The sequence below is a fragment of the Bacillus sp. JJ675 genome, from assembly GCF_036963165.1.
GTDB classification, from domain to species: Bacteria; Bacillota; Bacilli; order Bacillales; family Bacillaceae; genus Bacillus; species Bacillus glycinifermentans.
On the sequence record NZ_JBALMR010000049.1, the window covers coordinates 19,978 to 42,138 of the forward strand.

At 40.0% G+C, this 22,161-nt stretch carries 26 protein-coding genes and 1 pseudogene; 22 read left to right on the forward strand and 5 right to left on the reverse strand.

What is annotated here, in order from left to right; genetic code table 11:
- The first annotated feature begins 243 nt into the window (after window positions 1–243).
- Window positions 244–1,344 (forward strand): Rap family tetratricopeptide repeat protein, encoded by a 1,101-nt coding sequence (locus V7126_RS13720; protein ID WP_119953982.1) that lies wholly within the window; start codon window positions 244–246, stop codon window positions 1,342–1,344.
- Window positions 1,341–1,472 (forward strand): hypothetical protein, encoded by a 132-nt coding sequence (locus tag V7126_RS13725; RefSeq protein WP_260665604.1) that lies wholly within the window; start codon window positions 1,341–1,343, stop codon window positions 1,470–1,472. The genes V7126_RS13720 and V7126_RS13725 overlap by 4 nt, the downstream gene beginning before the upstream one ends.
- Before the next feature lie 69 nt (window positions 1,473–1,541).
- Here the strand turns inward: V7126_RS13725 and V7126_RS13730 are convergent, their stop codons facing one another.
- Both V7126_RS13730 and V7126_RS13735 read right to left on the reverse strand, forming a co-directional pair.
- On the reverse strand, window positions 1,542–1,727 hold the full coding sequence (locus tag V7126_RS13730) for a hypothetical protein (protein ID WP_238810551.1): 186 nt from the start codon (window positions 1,725–1,727) through the stop codon (window positions 1,542–1,544).
- A gap of 667 nt (window positions 1,728–2,394) precedes the next feature.
- The gene (locus V7126_RS13735) at window positions 2,395–3,420 is read right to left on the reverse strand and encodes a DUF2325 domain-containing protein (protein ID WP_017474177.1); all 1,026 of its coding nucleotides are present in this window, start codon (window positions 3,418–3,420) and stop codon (window positions 2,395–2,397) included.
- Window positions 3,421–3,633: 213 nt separating this feature from the next.
- Between V7126_RS13735 and V7126_RS13740 the strand changes: the two genes are divergently transcribed.
- The 17 genes from V7126_RS13740 to V7126_RS13820 all read left to right on the forward strand — a co-directional run bounded on the left by V7126_RS13740 (window position 3,634) and on the right by V7126_RS13820 (window position 14,443).
- Window positions 3,634–5,289 (forward strand): DNA cytosine methyltransferase, encoded by a 1,656-nt coding sequence (locus V7126_RS13740; protein ID WP_017474176.1) that lies wholly within the window; start codon window positions 3,634–3,636, stop codon window positions 5,287–5,289.
- A gap of 164 nt (window positions 5,290–5,453) precedes the next feature.
- Entirely contained in the window at window positions 5,454–5,801 is a 348-nt protein-coding gene (locus tag V7126_RS13745) for a hypothetical protein (protein ID WP_017474175.1), read from the forward strand.
- A 63-nt stretch (window positions 5,802–5,864) separates the two neighbouring features.
- Entirely contained in the window at window positions 5,865–6,242 is a 378-nt protein-coding gene (locus V7126_RS13750; RefSeq protein WP_017474174.1) for a hypothetical protein, read from the forward strand.
- 85 nt (window positions 6,243–6,327) lie between these two features.
- Entirely contained in the window at window positions 6,328–6,786 is a 459-nt protein-coding gene (locus V7126_RS13755; protein WP_017474173.1) for a hypothetical protein, read from the forward strand.
- A gap of 84 nt (window positions 6,787–6,870) precedes the next feature.
- A complete protein-coding gene (locus tag V7126_RS13760) occupies window positions 6,871–7,551 on the forward strand; it encodes a hypothetical protein (protein ID WP_017474172.1) in 681 nt (226 codons plus the stop codon).
- Between the two features lie 15 nt (window positions 7,552–7,566).
- Window positions 7,567–7,758: a hypothetical protein gene (locus V7126_RS13765; protein WP_017474171.1), complete on the forward strand. Its 192-nt coding sequence runs from the start codon at window positions 7,567–7,569 to the stop codon at window positions 7,756–7,758.
- A 113-nt stretch (window positions 7,759–7,871) separates the two neighbouring features.
- Window positions 7,872–8,108 carry a hypothetical protein gene (locus V7126_RS13770; RefSeq protein ID WP_017474170.1) on the forward strand — a complete coding sequence of 79 codons (237 nt, stop codon included), beginning with the start codon at window positions 7,872–7,874 and terminating at the stop codon, window positions 8,106–8,108.
- Between the two features lie 141 nt (window positions 8,109–8,249).
- Entirely contained in the window at window positions 8,250–8,699 is a 450-nt protein-coding gene (locus V7126_RS13775; RefSeq protein ID WP_017474169.1) for a JAB domain-containing protein, read from the forward strand.
- A gap of 249 nt (window positions 8,700–8,948) precedes the next feature.
- Window positions 8,949–9,335, forward strand: coding sequence for a DUF6075 family protein (locus V7126_RS13780; RefSeq protein ID WP_017474168.1), 387 nt, complete (start codon window positions 8,949–8,951; stop codon window positions 9,333–9,335).
- Window positions 9,336–9,349: 14 nt separating this feature from the next.
- Window positions 9,350–10,120 carry a hypothetical protein gene (locus V7126_RS13785; RefSeq protein WP_017474167.1) on the forward strand — a complete coding sequence of 257 codons (771 nt, stop codon included), beginning with the start codon at window positions 9,350–9,352 and terminating at the stop codon, window positions 10,118–10,120.
- 41 nt (window positions 10,121–10,161) lie between these two features.
- Window positions 10,162–10,374 (forward strand): hypothetical protein, encoded by a 213-nt coding sequence (locus tag V7126_RS13790; protein ID WP_042885407.1) that lies wholly within the window; start codon window positions 10,162–10,164, stop codon window positions 10,372–10,374.
- A 1-nt stretch (window position 10,375) separates the two neighbouring features.
- On the forward strand, window positions 10,376–10,831 hold the full coding sequence (locus V7126_RS13795) for a NucA/NucB deoxyribonuclease domain-containing protein (protein ID WP_017474165.1): 456 nt from the start codon (window positions 10,376–10,378) through the stop codon (window positions 10,829–10,831).
- Window positions 10,832–10,950: 119 nt separating this feature from the next.
- Entirely contained in the window at window positions 10,951–12,117 is a 1,167-nt protein-coding gene (locus tag V7126_RS13800) for a hypothetical protein (protein ID WP_017474164.1), read from the forward strand.
- 193 nt (window positions 12,118–12,310) lie between these two features.
- Window positions 12,311–12,694 (forward strand): hypothetical protein, encoded by a 384-nt coding sequence (locus tag V7126_RS13805; protein WP_017474163.1) that lies wholly within the window; start codon window positions 12,311–12,313, stop codon window positions 12,692–12,694.
- A gap of 57 nt (window positions 12,695–12,751) precedes the next feature.
- On the forward strand, window positions 12,752–13,327 hold the full coding sequence (locus V7126_RS13810; RefSeq protein WP_017474162.1) for a hypothetical protein: 576 nt from the start codon (window positions 12,752–12,754) through the stop codon (window positions 13,325–13,327).
- A gap of 330 nt (window positions 13,328–13,657) precedes the next feature.
- Window positions 13,658–14,092 carry a hypothetical protein gene (locus tag V7126_RS13815; RefSeq protein WP_119953988.1) on the forward strand — a complete coding sequence of 145 codons (435 nt, stop codon included), beginning with the start codon at window positions 13,658–13,660 and terminating at the stop codon, window positions 14,090–14,092.
- A 99-nt stretch (window positions 14,093–14,191) separates the two neighbouring features.
- Window positions 14,192–14,443: an RNA chaperone Hfq gene (locus V7126_RS13820; protein WP_048406267.1), complete on the forward strand. Its 252-nt coding sequence runs from the start codon at window positions 14,192–14,194 to the stop codon at window positions 14,441–14,443.
- A gap of 625 nt (window positions 14,444–15,068) precedes the next feature.
- Here the strand turns inward: V7126_RS13820 and V7126_RS24100 are convergent.
- Window positions 15,069–15,203, reverse strand: a complete 135-nt coding sequence (locus V7126_RS24100; protein WP_017474158.1) for a putative holin-like toxin — start codon at window positions 15,201–15,203, stop codon at window positions 15,069–15,071.
- Between the two features lie 587 nt (window positions 15,204–15,790).
- Between V7126_RS24100 and V7126_RS13825 the strand changes: the two genes are divergently transcribed.
- A complete protein-coding gene (locus V7126_RS13825; RefSeq protein ID WP_017474156.1) occupies window positions 15,791–16,345 on the forward strand; it encodes a MerR family transcriptional regulator in 555 nt (184 codons plus the stop codon).
- A 34-nt stretch (window positions 16,346–16,379) separates the two neighbouring features.
- On the opposite strand, the gene V7126_RS13830 is transcribed toward V7126_RS13825, so the two are convergent.
- Complete coding sequence (locus V7126_RS13830; RefSeq protein WP_048406270.1) at window positions 16,380–16,682, reverse strand: hypothetical protein; 303 nt, start codon at window positions 16,680–16,682, stop codon at window positions 16,380–16,382.
- Between the two features lie 2 nt (window positions 16,683–16,684).
- Window positions 16,685–17,794: an Alp7A family actin-like protein gene (locus V7126_RS13835; protein ID WP_017474154.1), complete on the reverse strand. Its 1,110-nt coding sequence runs from the start codon at window positions 17,792–17,794 to the stop codon at window positions 16,685–16,687.
- A gap of 642 nt (window positions 17,795–18,436) precedes the next feature.
- Here V7126_RS13835 and V7126_RS13840 point away from each other — a divergent pair.
- Together V7126_RS13840 and V7126_RS13845 are read left to right on the forward strand one after the other, a co-directional pair.
- Window positions 18,437–20,419 (forward strand): primase C-terminal domain-containing protein, encoded by a 1,983-nt coding sequence (locus V7126_RS13840; protein ID WP_017474153.1) that lies wholly within the window; start codon window positions 18,437–18,439, stop codon window positions 20,417–20,419.
- A 592-nt stretch (window positions 20,420–21,011) separates the two neighbouring features.
- Window positions 21,012–22,161 (forward strand): annotated as a pseudogene (locus V7126_RS13845) (ATP-binding protein); the annotation flags it as partial.

Sequence of the window (22,161 nt, forward strand, 5' to 3'; positions counted from 1 at the left end):
CTGTCCGGGATCTGGTGACCGACTCGGAGGTCAGCCGGCTTTTTCGTGGTCGGAAACGCTCCGTCATGAGCGACAGCTGAAGGAAATCCGCCGACGCTTCCCCGAATTCTGATCTTGAAAAACAAGGTTTTTGGTACTTCGGGATTCTTTTTTAGGAAATTAACTTCCAGTCTATTTAAAAAACTTCCAAAAATTGCGATAATAGAAACAAGTATGAAATTTATAGGAAGGACTGATGGGGGTTTGAGTACGATAGCATTTGAAGAAGTCGCACATGTCATAAACGATTGGTACAAAGTCATCAGACAGCATAACTTTTCCAAAGCCGCAGCCATGAGGGAAGAGATCGAAAACATGTTACCAAATATGGCAGAGAATCAGAATGTGTTACTATACTTCAACCTGATTGACTCGCGCTATAAGCTCATGACAGAAGATTATGACGAATCCGGAGAATTGTTGGACAAGGTGAAAGCGAAAGCCCTAGAAGACAGCACCGATGACATGATTCACTACTATTTTTATCTTTTCTCTGGCATGTACGAATTCCACCAAAAGCGCTATGTAAAAGCCATCATGTATTATAAAATCGCTGAAGAACGTTTGAAAAAGATACCCGATGAAATTGAAAAAGCTGAATTTCACTATCAGCTTGCGATTGCATATTATCAAATCGATCAAAATGTCTTCTCAATGACGCACGCTAAAATTGCATACGACGCCTTTAAAGCACATGACAGCTATAAAGAAAAAATGATCAACTGTGAAATGATACTAGGTGCAAATAAACTCGATTTATTGCTTCATGAACAAGCACAGACACATTACGAGAAAGCACATGCTATCGCCAAAGAAAACGGCTTCCGATATACCGAAGGTCTGTCACTTTTCAACCTCGGAATCTGTTTTGAACGACAAAAAATGTTCATCGAAGCTTCAAATTGCTTTAAACAAGCGATAAGGATTCCAGAGCACTTAGCATCTTATGTTGGTACACGCTCCACTTATATGTTGAGTAAAGTTCTATTTCAACTGGGAGCTTATGAAGCCGCCCAATCATGGTATGAAAAAGCTCTGAAAAGAGCCACGGATGAAGGAGAACAGGAGTATCTGGCGAAATTAAAACTTGTATACTCTTTGTATGCGGAGCAAAATGACCAAGAAGTGAGAAAAAATCTTCATGTCCTTGATGATATGAAACTTTGGACAGAAACAGCCGATCTTTCACTCGAAATTGCTGAATACTATAAGAGTAAGGCTGATCTTGAAAAAGCCGCGTATTACTTTGAACACGGTCATTTTGCCAAGGACAAAATCATTAAAATATCGGAGGCGTTATTATGAAGAAAAAAACACTTCTGCTCACTCTGCTAACTGTGTCAGCTTTGTTGCTGGTCTCTCCTACCTTTGCGAACGATACAACCCTTTCAAGTAAACCCATTCAAATTGCAGAAAAAGCAGTATTTATTTGAGGTCTGACATTCAACAAAAAAGGCGGACTCTTGAAAAAAGAGCCTGTCTTTTTTGTTTTTTCCTCGCTTCTACGCTTCAGCAAACAATCGTGAATGCCTGGCATTTTCGTTCCGATCGGCCGGACCGCCCCCCGAACCTGCAAAATGCAGGTTCGTATCTGCAATGCGCTCGCCTTTCGGCTGGAGCCGTTTTCTCTCATCTTCAGCTGTACGCTTCCGCAGGTGGACTGTGAACGCCTGGCGGTTTCTCATCAATCGCCAGGGGGGCTGCCAAGGTATTCCTGAGTTGACACCCACCGCAACCTACGACACATGGCCATGAAAAAAACGGACGTCTTCCCGCTGATCTGTGAAAAAATAGGATTGAACACTGACCGTTTAATTTTTGAAACGGTCGGAATGCTTTCGAAAGGATGGCACTTGGTCACGAAGAAGTGTTCTGGTATCCGAATGCCACCGGCTCCAGTTTATCTTCAGCTACCAACTTCTGCAGGCGGGCCGTGATCGCCCATGTTTTACTTATCGATCACCGGGGACGCCGGTGGATTTCCTGAATTGATACCGTGTGGGGCGTTCCTATCATGAAAAATCCGGTTGCTCTCCAATCGGGTCGGGATGCTGAGACGCGATCCCCGAATTTGCAAAATGCAGGTTCGTATCTGCAATGCGCCCGCCTTTCGGTCGTGTCCGGATTCTGTTCATCTCCAGATGCCGGCCGCCGCAGCCTACGACACATGGCCATGAAAAAAACGGACGCCTTCCCGCTGATCTGACTGAAAAAATAGGATTGAACACTGACCGTTTAATTTTTGAAACGGTCGGAATACTTTCGGAGGGCTGGCACGAGAAGTGTTCTGGGCTCCGAATGCCATCGGCTCCAGTTTATCTTCAGCTGCCGCGTCAGATGGTCACAAAGTGGATTTTATGCCTCTACACATAATGATTTTGCGGTTTGAACGAGGCTACTTATACCTCTGCTTTCCATTAGACGAAAAGGTTTTTTGTACTTCTTAGCAAATTCTTTGGCTTTTTCAGCTGCGGAATGATTGATATTTAATTTCATCGTGATTAACATATCACAGCTTTTTATCATGCTTTCAAGCCGTTTCGTATCCTCATTTCCGTAAGCATGGATAAGCTCTCCGCCAATACTTACTATCGCTTTTTCAAATTCTGCGGTCCTTCCCTCTCCACCTAATAATAAGACTTTTTTACCTTTTAATTCATTTGTTTCCTTGGTATCCGATTTAGGATTTTTGATTTTGTAGTTAGAAGAAGGCAAAGGGGGCACGTGAGGCGATCCTTCTGTATTATGCTTCCATATCACTTTGAACACATCTATATTATTACTATAATAAGCAATATCAACAATTGAACCTACTTCAAGGTCTTCCTTAATGCGCGCCTCGTTGTTGATAAGAAAAGTATGTGGAACATCATTATATTTAATCGATTTGATTTCCCCATCCTTATCTAAGTATTCAGAAGCAACTAGCATCGAATCTCGCTTTGACAAAATACAATAATTTAATTGAACTCTATTCGTTGGTCTTTGTTCTGCGACTTTTTCAACTAATTCAAAATGATACTTATCGTTACCTAAGTGGACTGCTGAAATGAAATCCCCATCTTCCAAACCCAGCTTCCGTATAATATGTTCAGGAACATATAAATCAATCTCTTCTAAATACCCTCCTTTTAACTGCCTTTTTAATTCATAGCGATTTTTACTCTTTGGTTTTGTTTCCTCTTCTGACGGAGCATTTTCCGGAACATCTTCCAAGCAAGATTCAAAGTCATCAGTACCTTTTAATCCATTTAAAATTTTTAAAAAGCGAAAATAAGATAACAAAACATCTTCTATTTCTTCCACATTGTCCAAGGTCAGTTTTTGAATTATTTTTCCCATCTCCGAAACGGCTTCTTGAGCCATAGCTTGTTTGTTCATAAACATCCCCTCTAATTGATTTATTATTATATTAAGAATACAGCATTGATTATTAGGTGCGATACCTTATTCAGGAATGAACAGAAAAGATATTTCTTTAAAAATATTGAATTATTAGTTCCTAAATGTTATAATTAAAATCAGAAGGAGGGAAACGTCCGGCATAAAAGCGTAGCAATAAAAATTTCACACAAAGGAGAGAAGGAATATCTCATGGAGATAAAATATAAAGTTTTACACCTTTTTTGCGGGATTGGCGGTGGCACATTAGGATTTGACAATGCAAAAGAAGAATATAGAGGGGTTAAGGGTAAATTTGAAACTATTTGTGGCATTGATGTAGATCCTGAAGCATGCGAAGATTTTCGAAATTTAACTGGGCGAAGAATTGAAAAAATGGATCTCTTCGATAGAGAACAATATATACAATTTCATGGACAGGAGCCCCCAGCTGGGTGGAAAGAGGTTACTCCAAAAATGTTGAGGGATACGGTGCGTGAGATACCGGATGTTGTGTTTACAAGTCCGCCGTGTAAAGGATTTAGTGGCCTGCTTCCTGAGAAATCCGCAAAAACACAAAAATACCAGGCGTTAAACAAATTAACAGTCAGAAGTATCAGGCTTACTCTAGAGGCTTTTCAGGACAATTTGCCGGCGCTTATCCTACTTGAAAATGTTCCCCGTATTGTGAGCCGAGGAAGAGCATTGCTGCGTGAAATTAAACAGCAACTAGAGTTTTTTGGCTATGTAATTAATGAAGACAAAGATAATTACCATGATTGCGGGGAAATCGGAGGACTGGCGCAACACAGAAAAAGATTCTTATTGATTGCCAGAAATCCAAATAAATTAGATTCATTTGTTTATCAGCCTCCCAAACAACCAATGAAAACAATAGGTGATGTAATTGGGCTGTTGCCTTTGCCTGGAGACAAACGATTTGGCAAGATTCACGCTTTGCCAAATTTGCAATGGAAAACATGGGTGCGTCTTGCCCTTATTCCGGCTGGCGGCGACTGGCGGGATTTAGAAAAAATAGATTGGAAAAAGTACCGAATTGGATATTTACCAAGGGCCGGATGTGGCAAAGTAGCTGAATGGGATAAACCATGCGGAACTATAACCGGGGCCGCGGGTGTAAGTCAAAGTAATAGCATAACTGCAATATCAGATCCGCGGACAGGGTTTAAGTCAGGGACTCATCAGGCAATATACAGGGTTCAAAAATGGGAAGATGCTGGCCGCACTGTTACCGGGGCTATGAGGCCCAATAATGGCGCTTTATGTGTAAATGATCCGCGGTTGCCTAAAAGAAAAAACCGGCATGCTGCCGTTTATCAAGTGGTTAAATGGGAGCAAACGGGGCCTTGTGTGACGGGAACAAGATTTGGGAGTGGAGCTCCCGCAATTTCCGATCCGCGGTTGGATTGTAAGCCCCGAGCCGGTACGATGGGGGTTCAACGATGGGATAAACCTTCAAAAACCGTTACCGGGGCAAACGATGTTCATTCAGGAACTTCAGCCGTCGCAGATCCGCGCATTCCGGAAGATAATGAGACGGGTGTATTTATTATCATATCTGAAGATGGAACGTGGCATAGGCCACTAACAACCTTAGAACTTGCTGTTTTACAAGGACTCCCTACGACCTTACCAGACGGAAGGCCTCTTATTCTTGCAGGGAAAAGTGATGCAAGATGGAGGGAAAGGATCGGGAATATGGTTCCGGTAGCTGCCGCACAAGCAATTGCAGAAACCATGCTTAGAACCATGCTTGCTCAAGAAGTAGGCGAATGGCTTATGTCAGCTGAAGATATTTGGGTTGTTCCTCTGAAAAGAGAAAATGAAGTTTCTTTTCGGCAATCTTAGAGGATAGTCAAAGCGAAATTTTTTAAAAAAACATATTGAATTATTAGTTTTCAATTGTTATAATGAAAACGAAAGGAGGAAAGAAAAAACTGGATCATCTGGTAAATAAAAATCAGCCGGCATAAAGCGTAGCGATCAAAATTTCATACAAAAGGAGATTTAAAATGGAAAAGGTCAAGGTGACAGAAATCCAGTTAACAAGGCTAGAAGGTAGCTTTGTTACAGAGGAAGATAAGGTGGCCGTAGATGCTTGGGAAAAGGCAGAACGAGTTCTAAGAGCGTGGGCTCTTACGGCTCCGAGAAATGGCGCTTATGACAAAGTGAATTTTCATATTAAGTGGGAAGATGGCCATGAATACTCAGGACGTTTTAATTTGAAAGCGCAGCATTACAATTTGCGTAAGATCCCGTATTTAGCCAACCATGTAAGGCGGGATCTCTGGTATTTATTTGAACAATTAGAGCTAGAAGAAGCGAAGGAAATGCTGGATAAAAGCCAAATTGGAGCATAAGAGGGATACCCCTCTTTGCTCTCCTCAATCTTTAAAAAGGTTAAAATAATTGGAGGGATTAAGATGGAAATGACAAACCAAGAAAAACTTGATTTAATTAACAGCCTGGAGATCGTTGACGTTGATATGGACTGTGAAGGACTTATATATGCTCATGTTGAATATTCTCCTGAAAACCTTGCTATATTGGGGAAAGTAGTTCCTAATGTAGAGGATTATTTGGACGATTATGGAGACCCGGAACATGAAGGGGAAGTATTTGATATTTCATGGGCCGCGTTCGAATATGCAAAAGCCGATATTTTTCAACGTGAGGAAGGAAAATTCGCGATTTTTTCAAAAGAGGAAGTCATGGATATGTATATGGAAGAACGAGAGAAGCGCCTGAATTTAGAAAGTCGATATCAAAAATTGAAGCATCAAATTGAGGCTGTTGGGTAAAAGTCTACCATCCGCGGATTATGGAGTTTTAATTTCATGTGAGGAGAAGCAAGAGTGACGATTTACCGTTCTGAGAGGTGTCAGGATGAAGCACATCATAAAGTCATTGGGGAAGACCTATAGGCTATACAAACAGCCGCATAAGATTGGTGATTTCATAGAGTTTCAACAAAAACAATGGATTATTATAGGTATTGAAGGTGTTTCGATTGACTTAAATAAATTGAAGGTTATTTATACAATCCAAAACGTCGAAGAAGCATACGTGTATCAGCCGCCTATTTCAGACAGCGGGAAAACAGTCGAGATAATAGCTCGAATTAGAACCGGAAAAGAGGCTATTTTAGAAAAAATACAGGTTGGTCGCTTAGTTTGGATTGACAATAAGCCATATCAATCGGTTGGGTTTATAGACATAGATATTGAATTCACTGATGTTGTCATTACGTTGATAGGGCGACCAGTTCGCCCTATTCCGATAAAGGAAGTAAGGGCAAAGGTAATAAACGAGCGAAAGAAAAAGCTGAATTTACAAGTCTTGTAGGGATGGGCGGTCGAAATGCAGGGGACTTCAATTGGTTGATCGTTTGAAATATGAGAGTTACTATGTCAGATCAGGAGGAAATTTATGGCCAGGTTTGCTTTACATCCTAAAACAAATGAAAAAATATCTATTGAGGATTGGGAGTTATATCATAAAGAGGAGACACCTATATGCATTATTTGTGGACACAATTTATATGTTAGAGCAAACAGTTCCCCTGGTTCTTCAGCTCACTTTGCTCACTATCCTGGATCTAATTGTCCATCAATTCAATATAATCGAGAAAAATATGATAGTCTCCAGCCGGTTGAAAAAGACTATCAGAATGCTAAAAAGTTAAAAAAGCATTTGATCAATAACATGTGGCCGGTTTATCAAAAATGCAAAAGCATATTTGGTAAAGGGTTTAGACAAAAAGATTTTCAAAAAATGATTTTCAAAGCGTCTGAAAGAAATATTTGGTTCTATAAAGGTATGACACTAAAATATTTACCGTATGTTCTGTTAGTAAACTATGGTGTTTTTCAAAAAGAGGAGCATCGAAAAAATAAAGTCTATTTTGTATTTGATTCTAAACTATCAAACTATGAAGATCTGTGGATTAAGCCTAAAATAAAACAAAAAATGTGGAAGGTATACCCAGATGAAGGTCAAATTGAGGAAGTCGAGATTGATTTTGATACTTCTTCTTTGTCACCTGAATATTTTATGTTTTGGGCCACAGGTTTACAAGGAAAAAAAGAAAATGAATTCTTAGATTGGTAGCTGAGAAGATAAAAAATGTTAGTTAGTAAATATATCAGATTTTTAGAAAAAACCAAAGAAAATGCACATGGAATGAGTGCTTATCGGATATTCAGCGATTTAAAAATGGCCAAAGAACTGCAATCCAAAGGACAAAAGGAGCTTCTAGTGATTGATCAAAAAAAAGAAATCGCGGCGTGCTTTTCTCCGATGAGCAAAAATCCATAACACTCTGCATTTACGGCCGACTGACTATAAGAGCGTAATAGAAGATGGATTGAAGCCGTCCCCGCGGCGTGCGTCAACTGCAGGAACACCCTGGTAGGCTCTCCCGGCAATCGATGAGAAAACGCGATGCGTTCACGACCGTCTGCGGAAACGTGCAGCTGAAGATGAATGGAAGCCGGTGCCGGGTGGCAGCCAGCTTTTTCGTGGCCAGGATCGCCCGCGGCGTGCGTCAACTGCAGGAACACCTTGGCGGACTCCCGGCGATCGATGAGAAAACACCAGGCGTTCACGTTCCGCTGCGTGTGCCAGATGCAGGGGGTTCTCCGTCATTTCAGAGAAAAGATTTTTAAAAAAACCTATTGAAATATTAGTTTCTAATTGTTATAATGTAATCAAGGAAGGGAGGTAAGAACAAAAACGGTTAGCTTGGTAAATCAAACTACCGGCATACGCGTAGCGATCAAAATTTCACACAAAAGGAGACATGTCGAATGGAACCTATTTTCGAAATTATCAGCCTCAAACAAGAAAAAAAAGAATCAGATTTGATAGGAGCTTTTGAACAGGTTGTAGATGCTGAAGCCCTTGCGAACGTGGTTAAATACTACATCCAGAATGAAGATCGTGAGGTTTTCTTAGTTATCATTTATAACAACAAGTTGAGAATAACAGCAATTCATCGATGCAGCATTGGGGCGCTAAATGCGGCGATTGTTACTCCGAGAGAAGTGTTTAAAGCAGCGATATTGAACAATGCGGCAGCGATTGCAGTAGCTCACAACCACCCCAGTTCTGATCCTACAGCAAGCAAGGAGGATATCGAAGTAACAAAGCGGCTTCACCAAGCCGGGGACATCCTCGGCATTGAATTGCTGGATCATATCATTGTAGCTGCACACACTGACCGATACGTAAGCCTTAGAGAAAAAGGGATAATATAAAAGAAGGGGGGCTCCCCCCCTTCTGCAAAAGAAAAAAATGATAAAGAGCAGCAAAATTGAATTTCGTTTCCTGAATTCGAATAAGAAAACCTTTTGAATAGGGGCTACTTCCTGTATAATTGATATGCACCTTCGTTTTGTGTGAACGATGGTTGCTACGCGAAGGCCCCGACTGATCCTCGGGGCTGTTTTTTTGTCCTCATATTGAAAAATGTGCTTTTTAAAACAAAAAAAGGGAGATGTTTTTAAATGGAATTTCAATATTTGAGTCGAGAGCATAAGCAGGATTTTCTTGAAATGAGGCGGAATATTCCTGAATATTACCGTTTTAATAAGGAGTTTCTATCGGTGCTTTATTTAATCTCAGGAAATGAGGAATTAAAACAGAAAGTTGAGCCTTATTTTAATGGGAACAGCGGTATGTTTGATACGGAAAAAATGTTTGAAGAGCAAGATTTTTCAGCGGGATTAAGCATATTGGCAAAACTGGCCGTCAATCTATTCAATGCAAATGAAAAAATTAATCCGTTGCAGCTTATGATTCTGGATGATGAAAATTTTGAGTTAGCTATGAATGCGATTATATTAAGAAGACAAGGAATTTCAACAGAATATAAATTAAGTCAAAAAAATTAGTGTAGGTGAATGATTTGAAAGGCATCTTTTTATTATCCGTTTCTTTATTTGAAGGGCAGCTTCAGGAGGCCCAAAATGTAGCACAATCATCCGGAGGTCTGGGCGCAGATCTTAGCCACTTCATCATGTTTGAATACAAGTTACCTAGTTCATTGGAGCCGATCCTTTCAAAATCGGATAATGATGTGTTATCAGCTGAACAACTTAGAATCAGTATAGAAGCGAGGGATCACCTTGACTCTATAATTGATAAACTCAAAAAGGAATATCCAAGATCGAGGGAAAGCTATGGTTTGAATCGCTCTTCTCTTATGAGGGATATTCTCAAGCAATTTATTTTAAAGCGACAAGATCTCGAAAAGAGGGAGGTTCACCATTCGTCTTTTTCGTTCGAAGCAGATAAGATTTCGTTTTTGCAAAGTGTTCTCCCATTCAAGGAGAGAGATCGGACTATTGAGCACTTTATTCTTAATTCTTATGCCCCCTCTGAAACAGAACCTCCAGAGTCTCACAAGCCAAAGAACATGAGCCAGATAAGAATAAAAATGGATGTGAGAGCATTTGAAAAGCTGGATAATATTGTTGACCAGTTTAAAGGAAAAGGTCTGACGAGAGCAGATGTAATGCGTCATGTTGTTGATCAACTTATAAAAGAATTATCTACTACGGACAATGTTAAAGCCTTTACGGAGGAAAAATTAGATGAGGCTGTCCGGAACTTCAGAGAGGTACACGGGGCAGATAGACTAAAGGAAAAATTAACTGAATATGACAGACGGCAATAAGTAAGCAGCTTTCCGGATCCAGCTATGGAAAGGAGCCTTTTATGAATATGTGTGGAATAACTGACTGGGGAAGTGCATTTTATGCTTTCGTTGAGACGACTCAAAAGCATAATTTACCCTTCCCGGAGGATGCAGCTGATTGGAGTACGGCCAAGTTGATAGCCGAAATAGAGAGGATAAACAAGGGGGAGATGGGGTTGTTAAAGAGATCCAGGCGACTGAGGCAATCCAACAGGAAGGAGAGAAAAGCATAAAATGAAAAAGTTACTTACTGCTGTATGCACTCTTCTTCTAATTTCAATTGGAGCTTATGTAACTGGAAATTCGCCAATAGATTTACTATCGCATCACCAAAACACAACTGCAGCTGAAGAAAATTCAACCTCATATGATCAAAAGATCTATTTTCCTGCTGATAAGTACCCTGAAACCGCTAAACACATAAAAACGGCCATTAAAGAAGGCCATTCGAAAATCTGTACAATTGATCGAGATGGTGCCGATGAAAACCGCGAGGAATCTTTGAAGGATGTCCCAACCAAAAAAGGGTATGATCGTGATGAATGGCCAATGGCAATGTGTCAGGAGGGCGGAGCCGGTGCCGATATTGAATACATAGAGCCATCAGATAACCGCGGGGCGGGATCCTGGGTTTCTCATCAGTTAGATGATTTTCCAGACGGAACTAGAGTATTATTTGTTGTGAAATAGATGGAAGAGCAGCTGCTGGCATTTTATTTCGTTCGTGAGTGATCAAAGATCGGAAGATGGCCATAATTTCTTGTTCGTGTTTGTTGAATCCAGAATCACTAAAAACAAAGGAGATGCTTATGGAATTTATAAAGAGCCTCTTATTCATCGTCTATGCGATCTTGCTACATGTGTATTCAAAAGATTCAGCCAGCAAACTTCAACGGCATGTCTATAATTTTTTCATCCTTGTCGCTATTGTATGGTTGATTACCTTTAGTTTTTTTCCGTATTGGAAAATGGTTATTACTTTTAGTTTTTTGGTCGTTAATATCTATGCAGTCAAGACAATATTAACAAAAATCAAAACTGGGAAATTTGTTGCCCCACCGGCTTGGATTCCCTTGATGACAGTCGCTGGCATTTGTACAGCAGGCATCATTATTCCAAGTTGGGAATCAACGCTAGTCACTGTGGCGTTTGGTGTTTTTCTATTCAGCATTCTTATCGTTTTAGAAAAGGTGCAGCAGCAGAATGAGATTTACGAAAATCGAAAATCCACTTCCGAGCTAAATGACCGGGAAAAAATAGTAGAACGGATTAAAAAAGAAAACATCATCCTTGAGCAAAAAAATTCTCATTCACCTAATCTTTATACTTTTGTTCATGAAATAAATGTGGCTGACAACAGTGTACTTCGCAACTATATTATTGAGCCCCTTCATCCAGAAACCAGCATCAATAGACAAGCACATTCCTTAGCGCATGAGTTAGGGCATTATTATAACTCCATCGAGAGAAAACGTTCCTTCCATAGTTTTATTTTAGATTGTCGTAAAGCGAAAAGACTGAAACCGATTTGCGGATTATTTGTTTTATACGATGAATGGAGTGCCTGGAATCGCGCAAAGCAAATCTGCCTTGAAGAAGGTGTAGACATTAGCTTTTTTCATTTTTCGAGAAAAACAGCTTTTTCAACTTATGTTAAAGCATACTGGGAGTCCATCATAAGGCCATTTAAAACATTGATAGGTACGTATATTTTTAGCGTGGCAATCGTGCTGTTTTCTGTGTTGCTAACTGACGCAGACATTCACCTTCCTTTTAAATTAGATGCTTTGACAAATTCTATTGCAATTACAACTGATAGGACAGGAGCAGTAAATTTCATTTTCTTCATCATCATGCAGATTCGCTTTTTGAGATGGGTGTTTGGACTGTTTTTTAAAAAATCTGTTACAGACTATCAATATGCACCAGAAGATGGTTTTGTAACAACGGGAAATGCAAAAAAGATTAAGGACTAAGAGCAATTCCTCATGATAACATAAAGGAGAATCGGACAGTCGAAAGGCAGCCGTTTTTCTTAGCCATAGGTCGCTTGCTGCGGGCGCCAGTTAAATGATTGAGAAACCTGGACATAATTAGAGGAGTTTGCACTTAGCAAGGCCTAAGATTGAATGACAGCCTTTGGGCTGGACCTTGAAAGGAGGTGGTTATTTGCGTATCTCCAGTGAAATTTATGTAGGTGAACCTAAAATACCGATATGGGTTAAATTCGTTATTATTTGGAATATCATTATGATTACAGTTGGCGTGATTGTATATCAGATTGCACCTTTTAATCTTGGCCGATATATTCTGATCTATATTCTTCTTTGGTGGTTTACTGGGTTCCCATTTGTCGCTGAAAAATTTATGCATGGTTTCTCTAAAGAAGAAACACGCATTGACTCGATGTATAAGAAGAAGCTGATTAAACGTCATATCGGTGGTGAAGTTCTTTCATATGATCGGAAAGAAAAAACATATAAGGTACTAGACAGAGGGAAATTTCTGAAGGTGAAATATTATAAAGGACACTTGCTTGTGGAAGAAGATTAAGTAAGGGTGATCCGTCGTCTTTCTTTGAATCAATTACTAATAACAAAGGAGAATATCATGGAATTCACAATTTCAGAGCGTCCAAATAATATCTTTTACGGCGATATATGTAAGATTAACGGACAAGGTTGCCTGATCTTTGGTTTTGGCAAGTCAAAGGCTGCCCAAATAGCTTCCTCCGACAATATGATTGCTTATGATATGGCATGTCTTACAAAAGATGATGAGGGAACTTTATATGGTCACTTTGAAACCGAAATTCGAGCCAAAGGAATTAGTGATCCAATAAAAGAAAGAATTGAGATTAAACACTTTTTAAGAATGCTTGATCAGGAAGAAACAAACAAATTGCTTTGGATCAACCCTCATTTAAAGGAACTTGATAGACTAATTGAAATACCTTATGAGAACTTCATTGAAATTTCTCAATTCAATATTACTTTTACAGCCCCAGCTGATTTTCCATTTAGACCCGAAGGATTGCCTGAAATTGAAAGAGATCCTCAAAAGAGAATAGAACACTTTATCAAGCTGTCAAAGGATTCAAATGTCCGTACTTTTGTGGTACCGTGGAGAGAAACTGTTGAGGAAAAAGCTGTAATGATTAAAGAGGCTTTTGGTTTGCAGCCTTAAAGGATTGGAGGGATTCTGTCGCTTGTCCAAAAAAAGTAAGAACGCCCCAGACTCCGACATCTAGGCGTTCCTACCGTTGATTGGAATAAAAGCCGACTCCCTTACAGGAGCTATTCTATTGCCGATCGGAGATGTTAGCAGCATCTTCGATCTTTTTGTATTACAGTATACTCTTATTGTATCAACGAACCTTTAAGCATGTCTATATTTATTACAGGTGTTTTCTGCTGATTGATGAGAAAATGCTGTACGTTCATAGCCGTCTATGGAAGCGTGGTAGGAGTTGATTTCCTTAGAAATGTGTTACTATCTTGGGTGAAGGTGAGGATTATGAAACAAGTAAATTTATATATAAGGACTCATCAAGTAAGGAATTTAGAAAATGTAAGAATAAAATACATAGGCTGTCTGTTACTAGAATATAAGGGGAAACGTAAGTACGTGTTCATTGATAATGTGGGGGAACGTGATCAAAGGGCTTCAATGTTGAGGTTGGTATGTAGTGGACTGAAAATGTTGAAAGAACCTTGTGAGATACTGGTTTTGACGCTAAATGATATTGAAAAGAAGTGGAAGAAATATAGTGACTTATGGAATGAAGTAAATGAGCGTGTAGTTGCTGGAGGGCATGATTTAAGTTTTAAGGTCTGTAAAAATTCTGATGAGGATACAGGAGAAGTATTCAAAATATTTAAGAGTAAGTTAGATCGTTATAAGAGGTCATATAAAAACAGGCTCAAGCTTCATTTGATGCATAGGAAATAAATTCTATGTTAAGATAAAAAAAACAAAAGAGTTAAGTTTTCCATGGAAGAAGAGATGTTTTTTCATCTTGCCGATTCTATTTTTTTGTGAGGTGATTTTATGGCGACTGCAGAAAGGCAAGCAAAGCAATCAGAAGTAAAAAAGAAACCTTCTCAACATCGTGTTCAGAATACATATTTACAAAGGCATGTGGGTCATACGCTTGTATGCTTGTTAAATTCTAAAACTAAAGTGAAAGGAAAGCTTCTGGAATATGATACATACACACTGTTACTGGAAACGCCAGAAGGTGAAGAGTTTTTAGTGTTTAAACACCATATTGAGCTTATTAAAAAGATCAAGGCGGAATAAAAGCCGTTTTTTTATAGTTAGTAAATGGCTCTCCGCGGGCGACAGCTCCAGGAGTCTGCCGGTGGCCACCGGCCATCGATGAAAAAACGCCAGGCGTTCACGGTCCGCCTTGTGGAAGCGTGGCAGCTGAATATGAAGAACAGCCGGCTTTTTTTGTGGCCAGGAAGGGCTCTCTTCGGGCGACAGTTGCAGGAATTCCGCCGGTGCCCCCGGTGATCGATGAGAAAACGCGGGGCGTTTACGGTTGCCTGCGAAGTTCAGCAGCTGAAGGTGAAAGGAAGACGGGAATACCCCGCTAGAGGCCGCCGCCAGTAAGGAAAGACCCCTGCCTCACATGAGACAGGGGTCTTAAATTTCCTCAGCCGGCTGGTTTTTAGGTTCCTCGTTTTGTTCTTCTATTGGTACACTTTTTGGGGTGATTTTTGGAACATCAAATACGTCTAGCTTCTGGACATGCTGTGATTTTGTTGATACAATCAATGTGTAAATGAATACAATGTATGTAAATGAGTATAATGTATACAAAAGAGACTATAATAAAGAAAAAGATCGAAGATGCGGCTAACATCTCCGATCGGCAATAGGAGGCTCCGGTAAGGGAGTTCGGCTTTTTCCAAAGTTTAATTTAAAGTGAGAACGTCATGATTGGTAGTCGGGGCGTCTTACTTTTTTTGTTCGAGAAACTATGGGCAAGCGTCAAAATCCCAACAATCAGGATTCCAAATTGAAACATCAATCCAAGTGCGCTTTCTACTGCCATATTCTCACTTCCCCTCTTTCTGGAGGTGACTCCTATCCTTTTAGGTGGGGGTTATCAATGCTCGCCAGATGAAGGAACTGACGGCGCCCTTGGCGATTGATGAGAAAACACTAGGCGTTCAGGGCCTGCCTGCAGAAGAGAACAGCTGAATGTGAACGAGAGCCGGTGCCCGTTGAAGGGCAGCCGGCTTTTTTATGGCCAAGAACGCCCTGCCGCGGTCGCCTGCTGAAGGAATCTGCCGGTGCCCCCGGTGATCGATGAGAAAACGCGGGGGGTTCAAAGTCCGTCTGTAGAAGCGAATAGCTGAATATGAACGAGAGCCGGTGCCCGCTGGAGGGCAGCCGGCTTTTTTGTGGCCAGGAACGCCTCGCCGTGGTCGCCAGCAGCCAGAAATCTGCTCGGTATATGCGTGTCAATAGGTGCGGGGGTGACTCACATCGCTTGCCCCGTATCTATTGGATAAGTCGACTAATCATAATGTTTGTAAAAAAAGAGCGAATGACGGGGATTCACCTTTGATAATGTCAACTGAAAATAAAAGGTAAAGTGTCTTTACCATTGAATTATAAAATGAGGTGATGAACGCAATGATAAACGATAAGGAACATATGAATGAGTACGGCTATTTTGCTAAGGATGTTGCAGCCGATTTGAGTGTGACATCTTCAACACTAAGGCGGTGGTCCCTGGAGTTAGAGAAGCATGGATATGTATTTGAAAGAAATGAAAAGGAGCAGAGGATTTATTTTGAACGCGATTTTAAAACGTTCAGAGAACTTAAAAGACTTTTATCAAACTCTGTCCCGTTTGTAGACGCAATAAAAGCTGTTGCAGTAACCAAAACTGACGAGACAAACGCGTCAAGAACGCAAGGCGTTTTTTTCGATAGGCGTTTATCAGAGCAACAATTTAGAGAGATTATAAACGAAGAAGTACAGGCAGCTATGGCGGAAGAGAGAGAAATGATGTTTCGAGCATTTGAAAAGAAGTTAGATAACATTATCGAACGTCGGGACCGTTCCCTAATGCATGAGATTCGAAAAAATAGAGAAAGGCAGCTTCTTGAAACGGCAGCTACTGTGGAGACTCCAAGTAAGTCTGCAGAGAAAAAGTCTTTTTGGAGGCGTATATTTTACAAATAAGAGTATGGTCAAGAAAAAAAGCCCCAGAGGGCTTTTAATCTTCAGTGAAATTTTTAGATGAGAATGCTTGCCCGAATTGTGGCAACTTCTTTTTGGGTGATTTCTTTTGATTCTTTGTTGTTTTTGATGATTTTTTATTTACTTGGTTATCAGTTGTTTTAGTTTTTGGAGAGGAAGACTCCATACCAGCATTTTTTACGTATTCATGCAGTACGTGGCGTACAAAGCCAGCTCTAGTTGTAGCGTATTTGTCCATGTATTCAATGATTGCTGCATCTTTTTCTTTATCAAGAAAGAGTTCAATTCGCTCTTTCTCTTTTTTATTGTATTTTGGCATGTTTATTCCTCCGCGGTTGCAGCAGCTTCCTCGTCTTCACTGTTCATAACAGCCATACCATATTTAAAGAATCCCATTGAGTTAGCGATTTCGCTATTTTCAACAAATAATACAAACTCAAAACGGTTCTTGATCTCATCTTTCTCAACTAAGTTTGCGCCACCACCAGTAATAAGCATGGTGTCGGTGCTGCTGGTGCTTTTCTTTGTTTTGTTAATTTTGTTGATCAGTTCTTTTGTATATCGTTTGCGAACATTTTGTACGATCTGTGTAATATCAAGAGATACATTTTTATTTGGTTTAAAGAAATAACCCTCTGTGTCATCGCCTTCTCTTAGAATTACTTCTACATCATATGCTGTCAGACTAGAATACTCGCTTCCCTTTGCCTTAGCTCTCTCTATAACCATGTCATACAGCGTGTAAATACCTGTTGTAAACTGGGTTTTGGTAGCTAAATTCATGTTTTTTAAAGTATCAATGAGGATTGTTCCGCCTCCAATATCAACTACTGTAATCTCTTCTTCGAGGTAGTGTTCTTTCTCTGGGTTAATTTCGCCTTGGTTGTTCAGCAATTCATTGTAAACAGTGCCAACACTTTGCGGGATTACCTGAACCTCTTTCACATCGATAGTATAGGAAATATCATCAATCGTAATAGTATGGCGTCCATCTAATACGTTGATCAGATCCTTAACAGAGCTTTCATTAAAATCATCTGACGGCACGCCCGTAACCACTTTAACAGTCAAGAAATTATTCTTAGCATCATAATCCTTTGCTAATTCGCCTAGAGCAAAGTTAGCCAATAGTTTGAATTCATGGGTTGAATATCTTTTCTCAAAACCAATGGTGTCTAAGAAATTTTCGTTGTTGTGAACCTTATGTAGATCAGGTCCCCAAGCGTACTCTTCTTCATCAAATTCAGTCTTATATTTGCTAATGTTTAATTTGTTCCCAAAAATTGCAGTGTCAGCATTCCCGAGATTGTCATAGTAGAGGAAATGGGAAGGCAAAACTTTCCCTTCAACTTTATTTTCTTCATTAGAGAGAGTCTTATTCGAAAAAAGTTTTGTTTGTTTGTTCCCTAAGTCTAAACCAAAAATAATCATTTTGAATCCTCCTAGCTCGTTATTACCGGTAAATAACCGGTTGTTACTCTTATAATACCGGTAAATAACCGGTTTGTCAATAGAGGAAAACAAAAAATACCGGTTTTATACCGGTGATAACAATGCTTAGATATAAAAAAATACCGGTATTAAACCGGTGTTTTTGTTGACATCCGTTTTATTTAACCGGTATAATACCGGTATAAAGATGATTTCGAATTAAGCTAGACAAATATTTTGATAGGGTTTATGATAGAAAACAAGAAGATTTGATTGAAAATTTTTAAAGATTTACATAAAAAAACAAAATTAAAGAGAGCATGCGCCAACATGCTCTCGGGTTCTCAAGCTCCAGACCGTCCAAAGCCATGAGCTTGAAAGTAGTTAATGTATACTGAATGTATACATATATATTAACAGCAGTTACCCTGAATTGCAACCAAATTAAACCCCTATATTTGCGCATTTTACGCGGGAATTTTAGGTAAAACGACAGTCATAGATACACATCGACAGACTCACAGTTTTTATCGGTTTAATTTGCTGCTTTTCCAACTTACTTTCAAGGAATAAAAGGCTGTTTTCAGGCGGTGAGCTTGAGAACAGCCTTTTTGTTTTATCCTTGAAAGGAGTTGAAAAGAAGTGAATGCAATCGCGCTTAAAAACCTCTATGGAGATCAGTTAACGGAAGCTCCAAAAGTCAAGAGAGAACGGAAAACATCTGGATATGCTAATCATTTGGGTTGGGTCTTTATGACAAACCATCTTCACCATAAACCCAAGGCGGCGCGGACATATAAAACTCTCTTTGCGATAGGGAACGACTATACATATTTCACTCCAAATACATTTTTTCAAAAACAATCACGCGAAGTGGCTTCTTTGCGCTGGATTAATGCATTTAGTGTTGATATTGATATAAAGCATACGTCAGGCACAACTCTCAATGTAGCTGAATTGCTGGATTCGATTGATTCAGTTGGTTTGCCAGAGCCGGCTTTGATTGTCAGAACTCCGTCAGGAGGGGTTCATGTCCATTGGTACTTAGATAAGCCAAAGCGCGCCTTTAAACGCGTTTGTGAGCATTATAAACGTATCACAGGACTTATCATTGAGGAATTATCTGAAATAGGCGCAGATGGCCAAGCGAATGGCCCTGAACGCTTTTTTCGTACACCTACAGAGGAAAATACAATCTATCAGTCTCAAAATCGTGTGTCTTTTGATGATTTGTGTGACTGGTTTTCAATTGAGCAAGAACGACGGAATGAAGAACGAAAAGAGCTCCGTGCGTCTTTGGTGAATCCTGGCCAAGCATTATTACATCATCCAGCTGTTAAGAAGCTACTTGCCGGCGTGTGTGAAGGCCAGAGAGACAACACATGTTACACACTTGCTTTGGCCTTCAAGGCTGCAGGATATGATGCTAAACAGACGGAAAAACGCTTACATGATTGGAATAAGAAGAATGATCCACCTCTTACGAAAATCGAAATTAAACGTAAAGTAAAAAGTGCTTTTAAACCGTCTGCGCCTGCCGGTCCGGCTGCCAAATATATATCTATGCTTTCAGGAATGAAGTTTTCTTATCAAGTTTGGGAAGAAGCAAAGCCTCGCCATGAAAGAAAATATAGCCACCTTGAAGAGTGGGCGGAGGATGTATTAGCTCACATTCGTTTTAGAGGCGGTAAAATTTCCGGATCACAACGCTCTTTAGCTGAAGAAATCACATCGTCGGCAGATCGCTCTAAAAAAATAGCGTATTCAACGTTTAAGAGAGTACTAAAGCATTTAATAGATACTCATAAAATCGCGGTAGAGACCACAGGAAAAGGCCGGGGGGGTGTTACGTACATTAGAGTCCTGGAGGATGTAAAACCGCTTAGAAAGAAATCTGGCGCTTCTCAGAAGCCTGAAAAAGCAGCTACTAATAGAAATGGGCTCAATTCAAATACAATTTTAGACCAGGCGGTTGGTGGGTCGGTTCTTCCGCTGACTCCAGGGTTGGATGTTGTTCCTGCAACCTCCTTTATCCCTGATTCTACTACTGCGATTTCTCCGGTCGGGCCTGCGCCTGTTCCAGGTAACGTCCCAGATCGTTTTGTCAGTGCGTTATTTAACCGTGGTTTTACTGACGGCCGTTTTATTTTTTCAGCATGGGGCCGTGTTCAGCTTGCTTTTAAAGCTTTTAATATACCGTTCTCGTTGATTTCCGCATCTCCGGACTTTTTAACTTTGGCGATTGAGGCGGTTTATTCCGTTGTGGGCGAAAAAGGGGCGCCGGTCTTAGGTTATTTCGCTGGTCAGGATGCGTTTATGAAATACCTATATGGCACTGTCAAGGGCATGCTTACGGATTATCGCGAGCAGCAGCTACAAGATTTCATTAGGTCCGTTGAAGAAATGCCGGATTTAAAGCTTTATTGTCTGCGACAAGTTTACTTTGATCGTCTTGAAGAAAACGACTGCGTAGATCATGAATTGGCCAAAGCATTTTTAGACGAAATCGAATCCGAAATATCTGCTCGTGAACGGAGAAAAGCACGAAAAAAATCGAGAGAAAAATTGTCCTGGGAAACAACAATTTCAGACCATCTTCTGGGTTATTTTAAGACAATTTTTTAGTCTTAATTGACAGTTTGGTTTGACTATGTATTTGCAATTTGGAAGGCCATAGAAAACACTTCTCTATGGCCCGATATGAACAATGCAGGAAATGCTTTTCCACCACGAAAAGCACCCCCTTGTCTATAATAAATAATATGGCAAATCTAATCCTAAATAAGTGGTCAAATAATATACAAATAATATGTAAAATAACTGAAAACAAACTGACATATTATTTTACATAAAATATGCCTTTTAAACATTGATTTAACAGTATGTGAAGAGTATAATAATACATGTAAACATTTTCTCGATTCTTCCCTCTGATTCATATTTCAAATATGAATACAGATGGGAAGCGAATGTTTCAACTACTACTACAGCGGCGGCGCGACCATCAATCTTTCGCGTTTCAACTTCCGAGCTTCGCGCTTCACGCCTTCGTAGTGCAGCTCTTTGACAACTCCATACTTTTTCACTATTTTCATCTATACAAAAACCACTATAAACCTACACCACGAATCCACAATACTGCCTAAATATAGGGGAGGAAGCTGCTTGCATCTGTACTTCTTTGCTCGTTGAATTATCTAAAATTTGAGGTGATTTAATGAGTGTCAACAGGAGTAAAGCAGATGAAAAACTTGAAGAAGCAATTGAAAGTTTTCTAACGAATTGGAGAGTTTCCCTTCCGGTTTTAGGAGCCGGTCTTGTTGCTTTGGCTTATTGGCAGCGTGATAAGCTCTTGTCCTATATCCCTGTTCAAAAAATAACAACCATAATGCAAATATGGATGCACAGATTATTGCTTTTCCTTTTGATCATCGCCGTTTTATTGATAGTGAGAGCTGTTTTTGTTCATTACTGGAACAAAAATCGCTTCGCATATTTGCAGGTTCTTCCGCATGCTGATGATGGGGTTAAACCTGACACTTTGGGAGAAATGATTCGGCGCTTGCACGGTACAAAGCGGAAACCTTTAGAACGACTTGTGTTCGGAAAGGAATGGTACACCTTCCTTGTTCACTACGAGAGACACGAATCAAAAGGACCGCGATATGTTTTTTATGTCGGTGCAGACAGAGATAAACTACGTTCTTTAAAACACCATATATCTTCCCTCTACTCACGAGCGGAATTTTTCGAGCCGGAAAGTATACGGTTCCCCTCGCCAAAAGGTGTAGGGGGGCGAATGAAAATAAGACGAAAAAAGCTAGAAGCAAATTTGTCTCTTGCGCGCTATCAATTTGATCAACTCCCAGGAATTTTAAATGTTATGGAGCCCGAAACTTGGATGCAGATTACTTTTTCTGCAAATGATGGTTGGAAGTTGCGCAAACAAATTGTTAAAGCGGAGCGGTCGATAAAGGGTGATAAATCCTATCGAGAGCGAACAGCATTTGATCAAGAGGAGATGAAGTCATATCATTCTCGATTCTCAGGAAATGAGGTTGCTTTTGATGTATTGGTCTCTTTCGCATCCGAATATGAACGCGGCGTTCCCGTAATTAAAGATGTGGGAAATGCTGTGGCATCTGTTATGGCAGATGTCAACGAATTACGTTATAAGCGATGGAGACACTCAATCTCGTTTTTTCCGCAAAGATACCCTTATCGGATGGTTTGGACAGGATCTGAATTGGCAAACTTGCTCCATTTACCACATTTTAACTCTAGTGGATTGATTGAAAAGCTAAGCGATAAGATTCCTCACGGATCCAGAAGCTCTCAATTGCTCCCAAGCAATGTATTATCAAATC